Below are 19,156 nucleotides of genomic sequence, written 5' to 3'. Positions count from 1 at the left end.
GGTCAACACCGGCAAGCTGGCGCACGCCTCGCCGTCGATCCGCAAGTTCGCGCGCGAACTCGGCGTGGACCTCGGCAAGGTACCTGGTACCGGCCCGAAAGGCCGCATCACCCAGCAGGACGTGCACAACTTCGTCAAGGGCGTGATGAGCGGCGCGACCGCGGCACCGGCCGGCGCATCCGGCGCGGCTGCGGGCGGTGGCTCCGGCTTCAGCGTGCTGGCCTGGCCGTCGCTGGACTTCTCCAAGTTCGGCCCGACCGAAGTGCAGCCGCTCTCCCGCATCAAGAAGATCTCCGGCCCGAACCTGCACCGCAACTGGGTGATGATCCCGCACGTGACGCAGTTCGACGAGTCGGACGTGACCGACCTGGAACAGTTCCGCGTCGATACCAACGCCTCGCTGGCCAAGGCCAAGTCCACGGTCAAGCTGACCATGCTGGCCTTCGTGATCAAGGCCTCCGTCGCCGCGCTGAAGAAGTACCCGGCGTTCAACTCGTCGCTGGACGAGAAGGGCGAGAACCTGATCCTCAAGCAGTACTACAACATCGGCTTCGCGGCCGATACGCCGAACGGCCTGGTGGTCCCGGTCATCAAGAACGCGGACCAGAAGACCGTCTCGCAGATCGCCACCGAAATGGGCGAGCTCTCGGCGCAGGCGCGAGAGGGCAAGCTGAAACCGGCCGACATGCAGGGCGCGACCTTCACCATCTCGTCGCTGGGCGGCATCGGTGGCACGGCCTTCACGCCGATCATCAATGCGCCGGAAGTGGCGATCCTCGGCCTGTCCAAGTCCGCGACCAAGCCGGTGTGGGACGGTTCCACGTTCCAGCCGCGCCTCATGCTGCCGCTGTCGCTGTCGTACGACCACCGCGTGATCGACGGCGCCATGGCCGCGCGCTTCACCGCCTACCTCGCGGAGGTGCTGTCCGACCTGCGCAAGGTGCTGATCTGATAGGGAGATGCGACATGAGCGTTGAAGTCAAAGTCCCCAATATCGGCGATTTCAAGGACGTCGAAGTCATCGAGCTGATGGTCAAGCCGGGCGACACGATCAAGGTGGACCAATCGCTGGCCACCGTGGAGTCGGACAAGGCGTCGATGGAGATTCCGTCGACCCACGCGGGCGTGGTCAAGGAAGTGAAGGTCAAGGTCGGCGACAAAGTGAGCGAAGGCTCGCTGCTGCTGGTCGTTGAAGGCGCGGGTGCATCGGCTGGTGCCGCTCCTGCCGCCGCTCCGGCGCCTGCGGCCGCATCGGCTCCTGCAGTGGCTCCCGCCGCCCCGTCCGCACCGGCCCCGGCATCGTCCTCGTACAGCGGCCAGGTGGACATCGAGTGCGACATGATGGTCCTGGGCGCGGGGCCCGGCGGCTACTCGGCTGCCTTCCGCTCGGCGGACCTGGGCATGAACACGGTGCTGATCGAGAAGTATTCCACTCTCGGCGGCGTGTGCCTGAACGTGGGCTGCATTCCGTCCAAGGCGCTGCTGCACGTGGCTGCCGTGATCGACGAAACCGCGACCATGGCTTCGCACGGCGTGAAATTCGCCAAGCCGGAAGTGAACATCGACGAGCTGCGCGCCTACAAGGACAAGGTCATTAGCAAGATGACCGGCGGCCTGGCCGGCATGGCGAAAGCGCGCAAAGTCAATGTGATGCAGGGCGTCGGCCAGTTCGTGAGCCCCAACCACATCGAAGTCACCGCAGCCGATGGCGGCAAGAAGGTGGTGCAGTTCAAGCAGGCCATCATCGCCGCCGGTTCCGCCGTGGTGAAGCTGCCGTTCATTCCGGAAGATCCGCGCATCGTCGATTCGACCGGCGCGCTGGAACTGCGCCAGATTCCGAAGAAGATGCTGGTCATCGGCGGCGGCATCATCGGCCTGGAGATGGCGACCGTGTACTCCACCCTGGGCGCGCGCATCGACGTGGTCGAGATGATGGATGGCCTGATGCAGGGCGCGGACCGCGACATGGTCAAGGTCTGGCAGAAGTACAACGAGAAGCGCTTCGACAAGGTCATGACCAAGACCAAGACCGTGGGCGTGGAAGCGCTGGCGGAAGGCATCAAGGTTACTTTCGAAGCCGCGGAAGCCGGTGCCACGGCACCCGAGCCGCAGCTGTACGACATGGTGCTGGTGGCCGTGGGCCGCAGCCCGAACGGCAAGAAGATCGCCGCGGACAAGGCGGGCGTGATCGTCAACGAGCGTGGCTTCATCCCGGTCGATGGCCAAATGCGCACTAACGTGCCGCACATCTTCGCGATCGGCGACATCGTCGGCCAGCCGATGCTGGCACACAAGGCGGTGCACGAAGCCCACGTCGCGGCAGAAGCGGCGCATGGCGAGAAGGCCTTCTTCGACGCCAAGGTCATTCCGTCGGTGGCCTACACCGATCCGGAAGTGGCCTGGGTCGGCATCACCGAGGACGAAGCGAAGGCCAAGGGCGTCAAGCTGGAGAAGGGCGTGTTCCCATGGGCGGCATCCGGCCGCGCGGTGGCCAATGGGCGCGAGGAGGGCTTCACCAAGCTTGTGTTCGACGCGGAGACCCACCGCATCGTCGGTGGCGGCATCGTGGGCACCCATGCGGGCGACATGATCGGCGAGATCGCGCTGGCGATCGAGATGGGCGCGGATGGCGTGGATATCGGCAAGACCATCCACCCGCACCCGACGCTGGGCGAATCGATCGGCATGGCGGCCGAGGTGTACGAAGGCGTCTGTACGGACCTGCCGCCGCCGCGCAAGCGCTAGGCAGTCGCTGCGTCACAAAAGCCGGCCATGTGCATCGTGGCCGGCTTTTTTTCGTCCCTGCGGTACGGCGCCGCCTGTGATAAGGTTTCGTCTTATGAAAATCGCCACCTACAACATCAACGGGATGAACGCCCGTCTGACCGCCCTCCTCGAATATCTGGAGGAGAAGCAGCCTGACATCGTCGCGCTGCAGGAACTGAAAACGCCGCATGAGAAATTCCCCGAGATGGCGATCAACGCCGCGGGTTACCAGTGCATCTGGCATGGCCAGAAGAGCTGGAACGGCGTCGCCATCCTGGCCAAAGGCGAGAAGCCGGTCGAACTGCAGCGCGGGCTGCCGGGCGACGAGACGGATGAGCAGTCGCGCTACATCGAGGCGATGGTGCATGGCCTGCATATCTGCGGCCTGTATCTCCCCAACGGCAATCCGGCACCCGGCCCCAAGTTCGATTACAAGCTGGCTTGGTTCGAGCGCCTGATCAAGCGCGCCGAATCGCTGCTCAAGGAAGACAGCAAAGTGGTCATCCTCGGCGACTTCAACGTGATGCCGACCGATATCGACGTGTACAAGCCGGAGCGCTGGCTGGACGACGCGCTGTTCCGCCCGGAGTCGCGCGAATGCTTCCACCGCCTGATGGCGCAGGGCTGGACCGATTCGATCCGCACTCTGTACCCGAACGAGAAGATCTACACGTTCTGGGACTACTTCCGCAATGCGTTCGGGCGCGATGCGGGCATCCGCATCGACCACCTGCTGCTCAGCCCCGCGCTGGCGCCCAAGCTGAAGGCCGGCGGCGTGGACCGCGACATCCGCGCAAAGGAGAAGCCGAGCGACCACGCGCCGACCTGGATTGAACTGGACCTGTGACCATGAAGCCTGCCGATTCCGAAGCCGCCTTCATCGCCTTCGCCATGGACCATGGCGTGGACATCCTGCACTGCACGGTGCGCGAGGGCTTCGAGCAGATGATCGCCTTCAAGCGCGACGTGGCGGCAGAGGGCGTCGAGGCCGATGATGGCGATGTGCTGATGTACCAGTGGGGCACGTTCGACTGGGGCGACGGGCCGCACTTCCTCGTCGAGCTCACGCGCCAGTTCGTGGAGGCGGGGGTGCCGGAGGATGACGCCATCAGCCAGCTATCGCTGACCTTCCGCTTTCCGTCGACGCCGCAGTATGAGAACCTCGGGGAAGGCAACCGCTGGTTCGACCAGGGTGAGTCGCTGCAGGAAACGGAGGCGGAAGTGCGTTCGCATCCGGGCTTCGTGGCGGTGAACTCGGAGCGCGCGGCGGACGTCATCGTACGGCACGACTACGTCTGATCGCGCTGACCTCTGCATCGTGGCGCACCTGCTCGATAACATCTTCTGGAACACCTTGACCGGGCCGCACGCGGTGTTCGCTGCCGGCAGCGGGGACGTGCGCCGCTATGCGCGCGGGTTCTCGCCCATCCTCGGTTTCCGCGATCCACAGCGGCCGGACTTTGCGGAGCTGGAGCGCATCTGCGACGTGGGGGAGCACTTTTACTGCGACCAGTGGACAGGTCACGCTCCCGCAGGCTGGGCGATCGAGGCCGAGAGCACCATGTACCGCATGGTGTACGCGGGCGACCTGCCGCCGGATGGTCCGGGCGACGACGCGACGCAGCTGTCCCTGGAGCATGCGGAGCAGGCTGTCGCGCTGGCGGCGCTGACGCGGCCGGGGCCGTTCGGCCTGCGCACCATCGAACTGGGTGACTACTACGGCTACTTCGACGGCGGCCAGCTGGTCGCCATGGCGGGCGAGCGCACGGTGGTGAAGGGCTACCGCGAAATCAGCGGCGTGTGCACGCATCCCGATTACCAGGGCCGCGGCTACGCGCGCGCCCTCATGCAGCGGCTGATGCGCCAGCAGCTGCTGCGCGGCGAGACGCCCTTCCTGCACGTCATGAGCGCCAACGCGCCGGCGCACACCCTGTACCTGCGCATGGGCTTCACGGACCACAGCGAACCCGTGGTCCGCGTGATCGGCCGCACCGATCCGCGCGCCGCCACGGCCTCATGAAGGCACTATTGCTTGCAGCGGCTGCACTGTGTCCTGCGCGCCCAGTGGTGGCAGCTGAACAATGTCGGCCAGCTTTACAGTCATGTCCATTGGGAAAGAACAATTTCCTGCAAGTCATTGAATTCGGAATGATTTTTCCTATTGGCATGACTATTGCTCTTTGAGCCGCGGTTACTTAACTTCACTCAAAGGGAACAATGAAAAAGATCAATTCTCTTCTGGCAGCCCTGTTGCTGAGCACCGTGGGCGCGGCGCACGCGGACGTCATCAATTTCAATACCGCGAGCACCGCATTCTGGATTTCCAGCTACGAGACCAACGGTTTCCACTTCCAGACCATTTCGGACGGCATGGCCACCATGGCCGACGCACCGACCTACTGGAACGGCAACGGCACTCCTCACCTGCTGACCTGGACGAACGTGACTAGCTTCTCCGGCGTCTCCATGACCAAGGCCGGCGAGCAGTTTTCGCTGAATTCCTTTGATTACGGCAACGGCTACACGGCCGGTAACTCCAGCCCCACCGGCTTCGAAGTCACCGGCACGACCGCCACCGGGTCCGTGGTGGCACTGATCGATTACTCGACCACCGGCATCTTTACGTACAACTTTGGCGCCGGCTGGGATCACCTGACCGCCGTCGAGTTCAAGGCCCTTGGTGGCGGCAATCGGGCGATCTTCGATAACATCGTCGTCAACGAGCAGCGCAGCGATGTGCCGGAACCGGGCTCGCTGGCTCTCGTGGGTCTCGGCGTGGCAGCGCTCTCCCGCCTGCGTCGCCGCAAATAAGTTCGCATTGAAGAAACCGCCCGGCCGGGCGGTTTTCTTATTCCAGATGTCCCATCAGCTGCACCGGGACGCCAGCGCGCAAGGTGTTGTGGACCTCGGCTACTTTGTCCGTCTCCGCGATGAGCCGGGCCAGGTCGTCCTCGCTGGCGCTGGAGCGCACGGTGGCGCTGTAGCGGATGTTTTCAGCGGCCAGGCCGGCGGCCGGGAAGTCGGCGCTGGCGGTCACCTCGACGCCCTCCAGCACGATGCCGCGCTGGGCGGCCTCGCGGTACAGGTCATTGCAGAAGCACGTGGCCAGGGCCAGCATCAGGAATTCGCCGCCATTGACGGCCGACCCGCCGCCCGCAGCTTTGGCCGGAATGTCGAGCGAGCGCTGGGCCGCGTCGGTCCGCACTTCCACTGAATGCCCGCCCTGTGAGTTCTTCACCACCGCCGCGATCTTCATGGACCCCTCCAGAGAAGTTGGTGCGGCAAGTGTACGCCCAGCGGCAGGTCAGGCCGCGCGCGCCTTTCGGCGGCGCTTGTGCTCATACATGCGCTGGTCTGCGGCGTGCAGCAGCGCCGCGCCATCGAAGCCGCTTTCGTCGGACGTCGCCGTGCCCAGCGACGCGTGCACGGTGAGCAGCCGGCCATCGAACGCCACGGGCTGGCGCACCGTGTCGGCCAGGGCCTCGCACACGCGGTGCAGCACCTTTTCGTGCGGCGCGGCCAGCGTGAGGGCGACCACGAATTCATCCCCGCCCAGCCGTCCCACCACGTCGGTCGCGCGCAGGGTGCCGCGGATGCGCTGGGCCACCGCGCCCAGCACCGCATCGCCCGCAGCGTGACCGTGAATGTCGTTGATCGGTTTGAAGCCGTCCAGATCGATGAAGATCAGGCCGAGAACCCCGGAGGTCGCGGCACTGGAATGCAGCAAGTCATCCAGGCGGCGCTGGAAACCGGCGCGGTTCAGCAGCCCGGTGAGCGGATCGTGCTCCGCCACGTGCTCCTTTTCGCGAATCGCCTGTTCGCCCTTTTCGATATCGCGCCGCAGCGTCTCCTTGAGCAGGAAGGCCTGGCGCGCGAAGCGTTCGCGCGTGAACAGCGAAAACAGGCCGACCACGTTGGCGCCCACCAGGAAGTAGCTGTTGGCCAGGAGGACGGCCAGCTCGTGGCGCTCACCCATCTTCTGCACGCCCAGCGCGAGCAGCCAGTAGGTGGCGGCGAGCAGGCCGCCCACGACCATGGCCACGGCGGGGCGCAGATAGGTCCAGGTGTAGAGCGCGGTCGAGACGAGGATCAAGCCCGCGTAATAGACCGCCCAGGCGAGATCGCCCGGCACCGCGACCGCGATGATGGCCTCGATGCCCAGGCCCCAGATCAGGTACAGCCCCGCGACGACCGCCGTGTAGTGGCGCACGAACAGGCATTCATGGCGGGCGACGAACCAGCCAGCACCCAGGTTGAGCACGACCACGGCCAGGCGGATCAGCCAGGCGGCATGCAGTCCCTCCGACATGGCAAAGATGTCCAGCACCGCGAAGGACGCGTACAGGATCGCGCACAGGATATTGGTGCGCACAAACACTGTCACCTTCTCGCGGGCGAGGTCATTCTGATACTGCTTTTCGACGGCAGTGGCAAAGCGCCTGGACGAACCGATGGCGGCGACGAAAGGGGATGGCATGGCGGAGCACTCCGAGGGACGCCCGAGAGTACCGCAACAGGATTGACCGCGTCACGTTTTCATTGCGGCGCCGTCGCAGCGCGGATACACACGTGCCGCTTCGTCAACGGCCCCGCTGGGCCTCATCGGCACGCCGCGCGGCCTTGTGCTGGCGCTTGTGGGCATACATGCGTTCGTCCGCCCGCGCGACCAGCACGGCGGCGTCGGCGCCGAACTCGGAGGAAGTGGCGCTGCCAAGCGAGGCCTGGACGGCCAGTACCTGCCCTTCCCACACCGGTGGCTGCGTCACGCCGTGCTCCAGTGATGCGCACAGCTTGCGCAGCGCAGGTCCGTGTGGCTCCGCCAGCACCAGCGCGGCGATGAATTCGTCGCCTCCGGCCCGCGCCATCACGTCCGTGGCACGCAGGGCGGCGCGCATGCGCTTGGCGACGGCGCGCAGCACGGCGTCACCGGCCGCGTGGCCGTAGGTGTCGTTGACCGGTTTGAAGTCGTCCAGGTCGATGAAAATCACCGCGAGTACCCCCCGGCCGTCAGCGGTACTGGCCAGCAGTTCGTCCAGCCGCTGCTGGAAGCCGTGGCGGTTGAGCAGGCCGGTGAGGGGATCGTGCCGGGCGACGTGCTGCTGTTCCCGGACCGCCTGCGCGCCCTGCGCGACGTCGCCCTTCAGCTGCAGCTGGAGCAGGAAGGCGCGCCGGGCGAGCCGGTCGCGCGTGTGCAGGGACAGCAGGCCCACCACATTCGCGCTGACCAGGAAGAAGCTGTTGGTCAGCAGGACGAGCAGGTCCTGCCGGGTGCCGATCTGCCCTACCTGCAGCGTGAGGATCCAGTAGGTCAGCACGTAGAATCCGCCCACGGCCAGCGCGGGGGCGGCGTTCAGGTAGGTGCGCGAGTACAGGCCAAACGTCATCAGGATCAGGCCGGCGTAATACGCGGTCCAGGCCAGGTCGCCGGGCGCCGCGAGCGCAATGATGGCCTCCATGGCCAGGCCCCAGCACAAGTAGATGCCGCTCACCCAGGCGGTATAGTGGCGCGCGAACAGGGCGCGCTGGCGCAGGGCCAGCAAGGCGCAGCCCAGGTTGAGCACGACCATGGCCAGCCGCACCATCCAGGCCGCGGCGACGCCCTGCGACATCGTGAACGGATCGAACAGTCCCCAGGCCGCGAACAGACCGGCCGCGACGATGTTGGTGCGGACGAAGATCGCCAGCTTGTCCGGCACCAGGTCGTTCTGGTAGCGCTGTTCGATGGCCGGCGCGAACTGCGGCCCGGCGCTGGCGGCGCGGGCGGGCTTCATCGGCGTGCGCTCCGGTCAGGCGCCCGGATACAGGTCGTCTGCCGGTTGTCCCATCAGCAGGCCTTCGATGGTGTGGGCCTGGTAGATCGGGTCCAGCGATTCGACGACGCGCCCGCCCAGGTGCTTGCGGGCCTGTTCGGGCAAGGATTCCCAGTAGGCGCGTGTGAACTGCATGTCGTGCTTGATGGCGTTGGTGGCACCCGGCGCGTCGGCGCCCAGCACGAACACGGGGCGCGCGAATTGCGAGCGGTTGGCGGTGCCGCGGTGGACGGTGAGGGCGGAGCGGGCGGAGATATCGCCCATCTGCGCCTTCTTCTTCTGCGCGCGGCTGGCGTAGCGCTCGTGCAGCTCCTTGGGCGGGAACATCGGGTCGCCGTCCCAGGTGTCCCACTGGGTGCCGGGCGCGATCTCGAACGGGCCCATCTCGTCGGTGATGTCGATGGTGGTGATGTTGAAGGCCAGCGAATTCAGATGGCGGCCGGTGACTGTTTCCGGCGGCGAGAAGAAGTCGCGGTGCCAGGGCTGGTGCATGGCGCCGGGCAGGGGCACGTCGAAACCGGCTTCAATGAATTTGTAGTCCGGGCCGAGCACGGCCTCGCACACGGCGGTCACCCATGGATGCGTGATCAGGTCGACCCAGCCGCGGATGCGCTCGGGGTGGATCTCGACGTAGTAGCGCTGCGGCCCGCGGGGCAGGGCGCCGCCTTCCACCTTGAGCGCGGCCTCGAACAGCCGGTCCACGTCCTCGCGCAGCTGCTGCACCCATGCGCGCGAAAACGCGCCCTTGAGCGCGATGAAGCCGTCGCCGTAGATGCCGCCCATGATCTGGCCGATGTCGTAATCGGTGCGGATAGTGAGTGCCTGCTCCATGTTCCCAACTCCTGCGAGACGTCGAAGGGAAATTCTAGCGATCCGGCATCGGCACCGGCGGACGCTTGCGGCCAATAAAAAACCGGGCATGTGGCCCGGTCAGTTGCGCTGTCGTGACACTGCGCGCGGAACGGTCGATATCAGCTGTAGCTGTTGAACCGTTCCGGAATTTCGATGGCGCCACTTTTCGCCGCGTCGGCGTAAGCGCGCATTTCGGTGATCACTGCTTCGAGCTGTTCGTGCCCGGGATTTTGCAGGAAACCTTTCATGCGCTCATTCAGGATGGCTTGCTGGTCGCGCCAGGCATAGCGGGTCACTTTGCTCATCTTGTTATCCTCCCCCTTGAAAGATTCCAGATTGCCAAAACCCAGCGGTATGCTCAGTGCGATTCCGCACACAGCGGTCAGGCGGGCGGCAGCACGCTGCGGTAGAAGAGCTCAACCCGCTGCTGCAGCTGGCGGCGCTGCTCGTCCTCCGGCACGCCTTGTTCGTCGAACAGCAGGTGCATGGTGAAGTCGCCAATGACGCTGTTGATCAAGTGGGCCGGCAGCTGTTCGAACGGCGTGTCCGGGTACATCTGGGCGCGGATGTCGGGCCGGGCGAAGTACTGCTCCAGCATGGCGCGGGTCAGGCCGGGGCCGTTCTGGTAGAAGGTCTCCGCCAGCTCCGGGTTGAAGCGCGCCTCGGCTGCCACCATCCGGTGCATGGCCAGCGCGCCCGGCGAGCGCACCAGTTTCCACATGCGCTGGGCGAATTCATCGATGACCTCGCGGAAGGGGCGGGTGTCGCGTTCCATGGCCCCCATGTCCGGGAAAAAGCTGGCGCGCTTGTGTGCGAGCACGGCCTTGAGCAGCTGCGGCTTGCCGCCGAACTTGACATAGATGGTCCGGACCGCCACATGCGCCTCGCGGGCGATGGTTTCCAGGCTGACCTTGCTGTAACCCTTCTGCAGGAACAGATAGCCGGCCGTGTGAACCAGGTGGGTAAGGCGGGCCTCCAGATCGGCGGCCTTGGGGCGGCCCGGGCTCTTGGCGCAGCAGGCGGCGTCCGTCACAAACGACGCGTCTGGCGCGTCTTGTTCCGGTAAGTTGTTGATTTGATTAGGTGCTGCGCGAGACTTGTCCATGCCCGCAGTCTAGTCGCAAAAAAAATGAAATGCAACCGTTTCATTTCTTGACTTTGCTGACCTCTCAGTCAATAATGCACCTCACCCCAAACCCGTTTCGGAGTCGCAGCCATGTCGAACCCACAACAACAACAAGCGGAAGCAAAGACCATCTCCGCCGTTCCTCCCGGTGCACCTCAAGCGGCTCCCGCCGCTCCGGCGGGCAAGACCCCGCCCAACAAGCGCGTGCTGTTCATCGCCGGCATCATCGCCCTGGCCGCGATCGGCGTGGGCGGGCGCATGTGGTACCGCGCGGCCAACTATGTTGAAACGGAAAACGCTTACGTCACCGGCCACGTGCACCCGGTCTCCTCGCGCATCGCGGGTGTCGTGACCCGTGTGCTGGTCGAGGACAACCAGGTGGTCAAGGAAGGCGACCCGATCGCCGAACTGGATCCGGCCGACCAGCGCGTGAAGGTTGAGCAGATCGAAGCGCAGATCGCCAGCGCCGAGCAGCAGGTGCGCCAGTCGGAAGCGCAGATCGCGCAGACCCACGCGCAGGCCAGCGCCGCCCAGGCCCAGGTCGCACAGGCGCAGGCCAACCTGGTGCGGGCTTCGCAGGACGCCGAGCGTTACCATCAACTGTATAACACGCAAATGAAAGCCGTGTCGAAGGCCGAGCTGGATGCCGCCACCGCGGCCCGCGCCGGTGCCACCGCCGATGTCACCGCCCGCAAGGACGCGGTGGCCGCGGCCCAGGCACAAGTCGGTGCCGCCAGCGCCGCGCGCGACGTGCTGCGTTCGCAGATCAAGGTGCTGCAGGCGCAGTTGAAGGACGCGCAGCAGCAGCTGGGCTACAACAAGATCCTGGCACCGGTCAGTGGCCGCATCGGCAAGCGCGCGGTGGAAGTGGGGGCGCGCGTGCAGCCGGGCCAGCAGCTGGCCGCCGTGGTCGAGGACAACGTGTGGGTCACCGCCAACTTCAAGGAGACCCAGCTCGCGGGCCTGAAGCCGGGGCAGGAAGTGAAGGTCGATATCGACGCGCTGCCCAAGCATGAGCTGACCGGCCGCGTGGACAGCTTCTCGCCGGCCTCCGGCGCGCAGTTCGCGCTGCTCCCGGCGGACAACGCCACCGGTAACTTCACCAAGATCGTCCAGCGCGTGCCGGTCAAGATCACCCTCAAGCCGGAAGACATCAAGGCCCTGCAGGGAAGGCTGGTACCGGGCATGTCGGCGGTGGTAGAGATTGCGATCCACCAGAAGGATCCGCAGCCGCAGGCCAAGCAGGTCGCGGCCCGCTGAGCGCACTGCACCTTCATTCTATAAATCGTATAAACCGTTTCAGGAGCCTGGCATGACCAGCACTGTGACTCGTATGCCGGGCGCCGGCGCGGCCCCCGCCATGCCCGCGATCCCGGCCAAGGTGGATGCGCGCACCTGGATCGCCGTGGCCGCCGGCATGCTCGGCGCCTTCATGGCGGTGCTGGACATCCAGATCACCAACGCCTCGCTGCGCGACATCCTCGGCACGCTCTCGGCCACGCAGGAAGAGGGCTCGTGGATCTCCACCGCCTATCTGTGCGCGGAGATCGTCGTGATCCCGCTGACCGCGCTGTTCGTGCGCACCTTCGGGATGCGCTTCTACATGGTCGGCACCACGGCCTTGTTCCTGCTGTTTTCCACGCTGTGCGGGTTTGCGTGGAACCTGCAGTCGATGATCATCTTCCGCATGATGCAAGGCTTCACCGGCGGCGCCCTGATTCCGATGGCGATGACGCTGGTGATGGCCAAGCTGCCGCCCGCCAAGCGCGCCACCGGCCTTGCCATCTTCGGCCTGACGGCCACGCTGGCGCCGTCGATGGGGCCGACGCTGGGCGGCTACCTGTCCGAGTTGTATGGCTGGCCGTCGATCTTCTATATCAACTGGGCGCCGGGCGTGCTGCTCATCGCGGGCATCATGTGGGGGCTGGACAAGGACAAGGTCAACCTCAAGGAGCTGCTGCACGCCGACTGGATCGGCATCGCCTTCATGGCGGTGGGCCTGGCCTCGCTCACCATCATGCTGGAAGAGGGCAATTCGAAGGACTGGTTCGAATCGGACTTCATCCGCACCTTCGCGGCGCTGGCGCTGCTGGGCATCCTGGGCTGGGTCGTGACCAGCGTGGCGGAGGAACACCCGTTTGTGAACCTGCGCCTGTACGGCCAGCGCAACTTCCTGGTGGCCACCGTGCTGTCGGCGGTGATCGGCATGGGCCTGTACGGTTCGTCCTTCCTGCTGCCGCTGTTCCTGGGCCAGATTGCCGGCTACTCGCCGATGCAGATCGGGGAAGTGATCATGTGGGCCGGCCTGCCGCAGCTGTTCGTGATGCCCTTCGCGGCGCGCCTGTCGACCAAGATCGACAACCGCATCCTGTGCTGCTTTGGGCTGTTCATGTTTGGCTGGTCCTGCATCCTGAATTCGCACATGGATGCGAGCACCGGCTACGACCAGCTGCTGTGGACCCAGGTGATCCGCTCGATCGGCCAGCCCTTCGTGATGCTGACCTTGTCGAACTTCGCCATGCAGGGCATTGCGCCAAAGGACATGCCGTCGGCGTCGAGCCTCTTCAACATGACGCGTAACCTGGGCGGCTCGATCGGCATCGCGCTGCTGGCGACGCAGCTGACCAACCGCGAGCATTTCCACTCGGCGATGCTGGGCGAATCGGTCTCGATGCTGAGTGGGACCACCCAGGAGCGCATCGATGCGCTGACGGCGTCGTTCATGAGCAAGGGCTTCGACCCCGTCACGGCCGGGAACAAGGCCATCGCCGCGGTGGACATGATCGTGCGGCGCGAATCGTATGTGATGGCCTACAACGACGGCTTCTTCATCGTCGGCTGCATCCTGCTGGGCTGCATCGCGGTGATGTGGTTCGCGGACAAGGTCAAGTCGCCCTCCGGCCCGAGCGCCGGGGGCGGGGCGCACTGAATACAAGGAAAAGAACATGATGAGAACGATGAAGAATTCACCCCTTCTCCTGACCGTACTCGCGGGCGCGCTGGCGCTGGCCGGCTGCACCACCGTGGGCCCGAACTTCAAGGAGCCGCAAGCCGTGACGTCGGCGGCCTACCGCCACGCGGGCGGCAGCGACCAGGCGCGTCTGCCGGCCGAGTGGTGGACCGTCTTCAACGACGCCACCCTCAACACGCTGGAGCAGCGCGCCATTCGCGACAACCCGGGTGTGAAGGCCAGTGCCCAGCGCCTGCTGCAGGCGCAATCGCAATTGGGCGTGACGCGCGCCGGGTCGCTGCCGCAGGTCGGCGTGAGCGCGGGCGTGAGCAATTCGCGCACCTCGTCGAACACCTCACAGGGCCTCGCGCTGGGGCACCGCTCCATCGAAGGTAACAACTACAGTGTCGGCGCGTCGTTCTCGTGGGAGCTGGACCTCTGGGGCCGGGTGCGCCGCGTGATCGAATCGGCCGACGCCCAGGCCCTGGCCGCGCAGGATGACCGCGATGGCGTGATCCTGCTGCTGTCGGCGCAAGTTGCGCAAACCTACTGGCAGCTGCGCGGGCTGGATGCCGAGATGGCGATCCTGCAGAAGGCGCTGGCCACGCGCAAGGAATCGCAGGAGCTGATCGAGGCGCGCTTCAACGGCGGGCTGTCGAATGAGCTGGACGTCTCGCGCACGCGCATCGAGCGTTCGAATGCGGAGGCCGACCTGCACGAGGTGCAACGCCAGCGCAACACGCTGGAACATGCGCTGGCGGTGCTGGTGGGCGCATCGCCGTCGGAGCCGCTGCTGGCCGCCGCGCCGCAGGCGGACCTGCCGCAGCCGCCCTCCGTGCCGGTCGGGCTGCCCGCGTCGATCCTGGCGCAGCGGCCGGACCTGGCAGCCAGCGTGGAGCAGCTGCGCGCTGCCAATGCGAATGTGGGCGTGGCGGAAGGCGCGTTCTATCCGTCGCTGTCGCTGACCGGGAATTTCGGCTTCGCGTCCGAGTCGCTGCGGGACCTGAACAATGCGGGCTCGCGCCAGTTCTCCGCCGGGCCCCTGGCGCTGTCGCTGCCGGTGTTCGACGGTGGCCGCAACCGCGCCAACCTGGCACTGGCCAAGGCGCGCTATGACGAAGCGGTGGCCAATCACCAGACGCGCCTTCTGACCGCACTACGTGAAGTCGAAGATGCACTGTCGGATGTGCAGGAGCGCCAGGCGCAGGGCGAGGTGCAGGCCAATTCGCAGACTGCCGCCGCGCGCGCGGTGGAAGTGGCCAACGCACGCTGGCAGCGTGGCGTGTCGACCTACCTCGACGTCACCGATGCCCAGCGCAGCGCGCTCGCGGCCGACCGCGCCGCCGTGCAGATCCGCACCCAGCGCCTGCTGGCCGCGGTGGCCGTGGCCCGCTCCCTCGGCGGCGGCTGGAAGCAGGCCCCCGCCGAAGCCACCATCGCCCAAGCCAAGTAAGCCAGTACGGCTGAGCCATCGCCGCGCCACAACTGCCGCACAGCACGCTGGGGACGTACCCCGGCGTGCTGTGCGGCAGTTGTGTCACGTTTGTGGGTCAGAGTTTTCCGAAGCGGGCGAGCACGAAATTGACGAAGGTCGTGAGCTTGGGGGTGGCGCGGCGGTCGTGCGGGTAGACGATGTGCATGGGGCGGGGCTCGGGCAGCCAGGCCTGCAGCAGCGGTACCAGCTCGTGCCGCTTCACTTCTTCCCGTAGCAGCATCTCGGCCTGCATGATGATGCCGAAGCCCGCCAGGGCCGCATTCTTCAAGGCGCGGCCGCTGTTGGAGCGCATGCGGTAGGCGGGGATTTCCAGATCGTCCATGCCGCGCAGGCGCCAGCGAATGTTCTTGTGCCAGTGGGTGAAATCCAGGCACTGGTGGTGCACCAGGTCGCGCGGGTGCTGCGGTTTGCCGTGCTTTTTCAGGTAGGCGGGGGACGCGGCGATCATCAAGCCGTAGTCCTGCAGCCGCCGCGCCACCAGGTCCGAATCATTCAGGGGGCCGATGCGGATGGCCGCGTCGAAACCTTCGTCCACGATGTCGACGATCCGGTCGCTCAGGTCCAGGTCCAGCGACACGTCCGGATGCTGCTCCAGGTAGTCGACCAGCGCGGGCGCCAGGTACTCGCTCCCGAACTGCACGCCCGCCGACACGCGCAGGGTGCCCCGCGGCCACGCCCGCATCGCATGGGCGCCCGATTCCGCCTCCTCCACCTGAGCCAGGATCGAACGGCACTGCTCCAGATACTGCTCGCCGATCTCGGTGAGCTTCTGGCGCCGCGTGGTGCGCGTGAGCAGGCGCGCGTCGAGCAGGCGTTCGAGATGCTCCACGTGCTTGCCGACCATGACGGCCGAGATGTCGAAACGCCGTGCGGCGGCGGCGAAGCTTCCGTCCTCCACCACGGCCACAAAGACCTCCATGCTGCGCAGCTTGTCCATGTGATTACTAACCAGGAGTTATGGATGTGCTAAATCATACGCGCTTTTTCGCGATTGCTAACCGGTCCATACTGGCCACTCATTCAACTCACCGGAGCACAACAACATGAATAAGATCGTCCTGATCGGCGCCACTGGCACCATCGGCAAAGCCGTCGCCGCCGCCCTGCAGCAGCGCGAGCATGAGGTCATCGCGGTGGGCCGCGGCAGCGGGGCCCTGAACGCGGACATCGCGGATATCCAGCAGGTGCGCGCGCTGTTCGACAAGATCGGCAAAATCGATGCCGTCATCTCAGCCGCCGGCGACATCCACTTCGGCCCTCTCGCCGAGATCACGCCCGAGCAGTTCGCCATCGGCCTGCGCAGCAAGTTGATGGGGCAGGTCAACGTGGCCCAGGTGGCCGCGCAGTACCTCAACGACGGCGGCTCGATCACGCTGACCAGCGGCGTGCTGGCGGACACTCCGATCCGTTACGGCGCTGCCGCCACCATGACCAATGCCGCCGTCGAGGGCTATGTGCGCGGCGCCGCCGTGGAGCTGCCGCGCGGCCTGCGCCTCAACGTGGTCAGCCCGTCCATCCTGCAGGAGTCGCTCCCCGCATACGGCCCGTATTTCTCGGGCTGGGAAGCGGTGCCCGCGGCGCGCGTGGCCCAGGCCTATGTGCGCAGCGTGGAGGGCGTGCAGACCGGCCAGGTGTTCCGGGTGGTGTGAGCTCCGATAGGTCTACAATGTGCGGCTTCGGCGGGCCGCGGTCGGCCCGCCCATCCAAGAACATGGGAGACCTATGAAGAAGACCCTGATCGCGCTGGCCCTCGGCGCCATCCTGCCCGTCGCGGCCAGCGCCGCGGAAGCGCCGGCCGCCGCACCGCACGCCGCCACCGCCTCCGAACTCCAGCACATGATCAAGCGCTTCGCGCCGGTGCAGCTGAAGGCCGATACCTCGAAGCTGTCGGCGGGTGACAAGAAAGCCATCGCCAAATTGATTGAAGCGGCGAAGGTGGTCGACACGCTCCAGCTGCGCCAGCGCTGGGCGCACAACGAAGCCCTGTACGCCGCCCTGCAAAAGGACACCAGCCCGCTGGGCAAGGAGCGCGCGACCTACTTCTGGCTGAACAAAGGGCCGTGGTCCATCATCGACGGCAACGCATCCTTCCTCCCGCCCGAAGTCGCCGGCATCAAGATCCCGGCCACCAAGCCGGAAGCCGCCAACTTCTATCCCGAAGGCGCCGCCAAGCAGGAGCTGGAGAGCTGGATGAACGGCCTGTCCGCGGACCAGAAGGAAAGCGCGCAGTGGTTCTTCACCACCATCCGCAAGGGCGCGGATGGCAAGTTCGCCGTCGTGAAGTACAGCGACGAGTACAAGGCCGAGATGCAGAAGCTCGCGCAGCTGCTGAAGGATGCCGCGGCCAGCACCGAGAACGCCTCGCTCAAGAAATTCCTGACCCTGCGTGCCGACGCCTTCCTCACCAACGACTACCGCCCGTCCGACTTCGCCTGGATGGACCTGGACTCGCTGGTGGACGTGACCATCGGCCCGTACGAGACCTACAACGATGAGCTGTTCGGCTACAAGGCGGCTTTCGAAGCCTACGTCAACATCCGCGACCAGAAGGAGACGGACAAGCTGAACTTCTTCGCCCAGCACATGCAGGAGCTGGAGAACAACCTGCCGCTGGACGCGCAGTACCGCAACCCGAAGATCGGCGCGCTGGCCCCGATGGTGGTGGTGAACGAAGTCTACGGTGCTGGTGACGGCAACATGGGCGTGCAGACCGCCGCCTACAACCTGCCGAACGACGAAGTGGTGATCAGCCAGCGCGGCTCCAAGCGCATCATGCTGAAGAACGTACAGGAAGCGAAGTTCGACACCATCCTCAAGCCGATTTCGAAGATCGTGCTGCGCGCGGCGGACGAGAAGGACGTGGACTTCAACTCCTTCTTCACCCACATCCTCGCGCACGAGATCACCCACGGCCTGGGCCCGCACATCACGAAGCAGAACGGCAAGGAGTCGACCCCGCGCCAGGACCTGAAGGACACCTACTCGACCATCGAGGAAGCCAAGGCCGACATCACCGGCCTGTACGCGCTGCGCCACATGATGGATGCGGGCCAGCTGAAAGGCTCGCTGGGGCAGGGCGAGCAGGCCGAGCGCAAGCTGTACAACACCTTCCTCGCCTCGGCCTTCCGCACCCTGCACTTTGGCCTGACCGATTCGCACGCACGCGGCATGGCGATCCAGATGAATTATCTGCTCGACAAAGGCGGCTTCGTCTCGCACGGCGATGGCACCTTCGCGGTGGATTTCAAGAAGATCAAGCAGGCGGTGCTCGACCTGGACCGCGAGTTCCTGACCATCGAGGCGACTGGCGACTACGCGCGGGCGCAGGCCATGATGAAGCAGTACGTGGTCATCCGCCCGGACGTGCAGAAGGCGCTGGACAAGATGAAAACGATCCCGAATGACATCCGCCCCTCGTTTCCAACCGCGGCCGCGTTGACGAAATAACGGCCACCGCGCGGACGAAATAAACAGCCTGATAACACCAGGAAATTTATTTTGTAACCGGCCTCCTCCGACCACCATTTCTTGCCGTAAGGCACGATATGATGGGCCGCAGGAGTGCCGGAAATGTTCAAGTCTTTGATGTTTGCCTCATCCGTTGTCGCACTGTCCAGTGCGGCCGCGGCCGACCTGACCGCCATGGAAACCAAGTGGCTGCAGGCGGCGTCCCCCGTGCTGTCCTACGCACGCCAGATCGATCTCCCGCTCGACATCATCGTCCAGCCCACGCCCGGCGCGCACGACGTGCCGCTGGCCATGGGCTTTGCCAACGGCCGCTGCAAGCTGGTGCTGACCCTGCGTGAGAACCCGCAGGCCGAGACCACGCTGGACGGCGTGCCGGAGGCCGAGCACGCCCTGTTCATCGAGACCATGGCCGCGCACGAGATCGGCCACTGCTGGCGCTACGCGCAGGGCGTGTGGCACACGCTGCCGGCGGGCTTCACCGAAACCAGCAGCGAAACCGGCACGCCCGAGCTGCTGGCCATGGCACGCCAGCAGCGCGAGACGCGCCGCGAGGAAGGCTTCGCCGACCTGGTGGCGCTGGCGTGGACCCAGCAGCACCATCCCGCCGAGTACGCCCGCGTGCACCAATGGATCGCGGCCCTGCGCGCGGACCAGCCGGTGCCGCGCGGCGCGCACGACACCCGCGTGTG

At 65.7% G+C, this 19,156-nt stretch carries 19 protein-coding genes; 12 read left to right on the top strand and 7 right to left on the bottom strand.

Going from position 1 to position 19,156, the window contains the following annotated elements; all coding sequences use genetic code 11:
* The 6 genes from E4L96_RS21965 to E4L96_RS21940 all read left to right on the top strand — a co-directional run.
* On the top strand, window positions 1–952 hold a 952-nt coding region (locus E4L96_RS21965), incomplete at its 5' end, for a 2-oxo acid dehydrogenase subunit E2 (RefSeq protein WP_181017634.1).
* Between the two features lie 14 nt (window positions 953–966).
* Window positions 967–2,745, top strand: coding sequence for a dihydrolipoyl dehydrogenase (gene lpdA / locus E4L96_RS21960; protein WP_135209358.1), 1,779 nt, complete (start codon window positions 967–969; stop codon window positions 2,743–2,745).
* A gap of 94 nt (window positions 2,746–2,839) precedes the next feature.
* Window positions 2,840–3,613 (top strand): exodeoxyribonuclease III, encoded by a 774-nt coding sequence (gene xth / locus E4L96_RS21955; RefSeq protein WP_135209357.1) that lies wholly within the window; start codon window positions 2,840–2,842, stop codon window positions 3,611–3,613.
* Window positions 3,614–3,615: 2 nt separating this feature from the next.
* Window positions 3,616–4,065 carry a hypothetical protein gene (locus E4L96_RS21950; RefSeq protein ID WP_135209356.1) on the top strand — a complete coding sequence of 150 codons (450 nt, stop codon included), beginning with the start codon at window positions 3,616–3,618 and terminating at the stop codon, window positions 4,063–4,065.
* Between the two features lie 19 nt (window positions 4,066–4,084).
* On the top strand, window positions 4,085–4,786 hold the full coding sequence (locus E4L96_RS21945; protein WP_229414705.1) for a GNAT family N-acetyltransferase: 702 nt from the start codon (window positions 4,085–4,087) through the stop codon (window positions 4,784–4,786).
* Window positions 4,787–4,983: 197 nt separating this feature from the next.
* The gene (locus E4L96_RS21940; protein WP_135209354.1) at window positions 4,984–5,577 is read left to right on the top strand and encodes a PEP-CTERM sorting domain-containing protein; all 594 of its coding nucleotides are present in this window, start codon (window positions 4,984–4,986) and stop codon (window positions 5,575–5,577) included.
* A 37-nt stretch (window positions 5,578–5,614) separates the two neighbouring features.
* On the opposite strand, the gene E4L96_RS21935 is transcribed toward E4L96_RS21940, so the two are convergent.
* From E4L96_RS21935 to E4L96_RS21910, 6 genes are all read right to left on the bottom strand, one after another.
* The gene (locus E4L96_RS21935; protein WP_135209353.1) at window positions 5,615–6,022 is read right to left on the bottom strand and encodes an OsmC family protein; all 408 of its coding nucleotides are present in this window, start codon (window positions 6,020–6,022) and stop codon (window positions 5,615–5,617) included.
* 48 nt (window positions 6,023–6,070) lie between these two features.
* Complete coding sequence (locus E4L96_RS21930) at window positions 6,071–7,243, bottom strand: GGDEF domain-containing protein (protein WP_135209352.1); 1,173 nt, start codon at window positions 7,241–7,243, stop codon at window positions 6,071–6,073.
* 103 nt (window positions 7,244–7,346) lie between these two features.
* Window positions 7,347–8,537 carry a GGDEF domain-containing protein gene (locus E4L96_RS21925; RefSeq protein ID WP_135209351.1) on the bottom strand — a complete coding sequence of 397 codons (1,191 nt, stop codon included), beginning with the start codon at window positions 8,535–8,537 and terminating at the stop codon, window positions 7,347–7,349.
* Between the two features lie 15 nt (window positions 8,538–8,552).
* On the bottom strand, window positions 8,553–9,407 hold the full coding sequence (locus E4L96_RS21920) for a phytanoyl-CoA dioxygenase family protein (RefSeq protein WP_135209350.1): 855 nt from the start codon (window positions 9,405–9,407) through the stop codon (window positions 8,553–8,555).
* Window positions 9,408–9,547: 140 nt separating this feature from the next.
* Window positions 9,548–9,733: a hypothetical protein gene (locus E4L96_RS21915; protein ID WP_135209349.1), complete on the bottom strand. Its 186-nt coding sequence runs from the start codon at window positions 9,731–9,733 to the stop codon at window positions 9,548–9,550.
* Between the two features lie 77 nt (window positions 9,734–9,810).
* Window positions 9,811–10,461, bottom strand: coding sequence for a TetR/AcrR family transcriptional regulator (locus tag E4L96_RS21910; RefSeq protein WP_229414703.1), 651 nt, complete (start codon window positions 10,459–10,461; stop codon window positions 9,811–9,813).
* A 183-nt stretch (window positions 10,462–10,644) separates the two neighbouring features.
* Between E4L96_RS21910 and E4L96_RS21905 the strand changes: the two genes are divergently transcribed.
* The 3 genes from E4L96_RS21905 to E4L96_RS21895 are packed head-to-tail and all read left to right on the top strand — an operon-like array spanning window position 10,645 to window position 14,957.
* Complete coding sequence (locus E4L96_RS21905) at window positions 10,645–11,814, top strand: HlyD family secretion protein (protein WP_135209347.1); 1,170 nt, start codon at window positions 10,645–10,647, stop codon at window positions 11,812–11,814.
* A 52-nt stretch (window positions 11,815–11,866) separates the two neighbouring features.
* Window positions 11,867–13,483, top strand: a complete 1,617-nt coding sequence (locus E4L96_RS21900; protein WP_135209346.1) for a DHA2 family efflux MFS transporter permease subunit — start codon at window positions 11,867–11,869, stop codon at window positions 13,481–13,483.
* Window positions 13,484–13,499: 16 nt separating this feature from the next.
* Window positions 13,500–14,957, top strand: a complete 1,458-nt coding sequence (locus E4L96_RS21895) for an efflux transporter outer membrane subunit (RefSeq protein ID WP_229414702.1) — start codon at window positions 13,500–13,502, stop codon at window positions 14,955–14,957.
* Between the two features lie 97 nt (window positions 14,958–15,054).
* Here E4L96_RS21895 and E4L96_RS21890 read toward each other — a convergent pair whose 3' ends face one another.
* Entirely contained in the window at window positions 15,055–15,936 is an 882-nt protein-coding gene (locus tag E4L96_RS21890; RefSeq protein WP_135209345.1) for a LysR family transcriptional regulator, read from the bottom strand.
* 106 nt (window positions 15,937–16,042) lie between these two features.
* On the opposite strand from E4L96_RS21890, the gene E4L96_RS21885 reads away from it, so the two are divergent.
* The 3 genes from E4L96_RS21885 to E4L96_RS21875 all read left to right on the top strand — a co-directional run.
* Entirely contained in the window at window positions 16,043–16,648 is a 606-nt protein-coding gene (locus tag E4L96_RS21885; RefSeq protein WP_135209344.1) for a short chain dehydrogenase, read from the top strand.
* A 73-nt stretch (window positions 16,649–16,721) separates the two neighbouring features.
* On the top strand, window positions 16,722–18,446 hold the full coding sequence (locus tag E4L96_RS21880; protein ID WP_135209343.1) for a DUF8614 domain-containing protein: 1,725 nt from the start codon (window positions 16,722–16,724) through the stop codon (window positions 18,444–18,446).
* Between the two features lie 123 nt (window positions 18,447–18,569).
* The coding region (locus E4L96_RS21875; RefSeq protein ID WP_135209342.1) for a hypothetical protein at window positions 18,570–19,156 on the top strand (587 nt) is incomplete at its 3' end.

The organism is Zemynaea arenosa, assembly GCF_004614185.1.
GTDB lineage: Bacteria > Pseudomonadota > Gammaproteobacteria > Burkholderiales > Burkholderiaceae_D > Telluria > Telluria arenosa.
The sequence above is the reverse complement of the archived record's forward strand: the minus strand, read 5'-3'. Positions and strand labels throughout refer to the sequence as shown.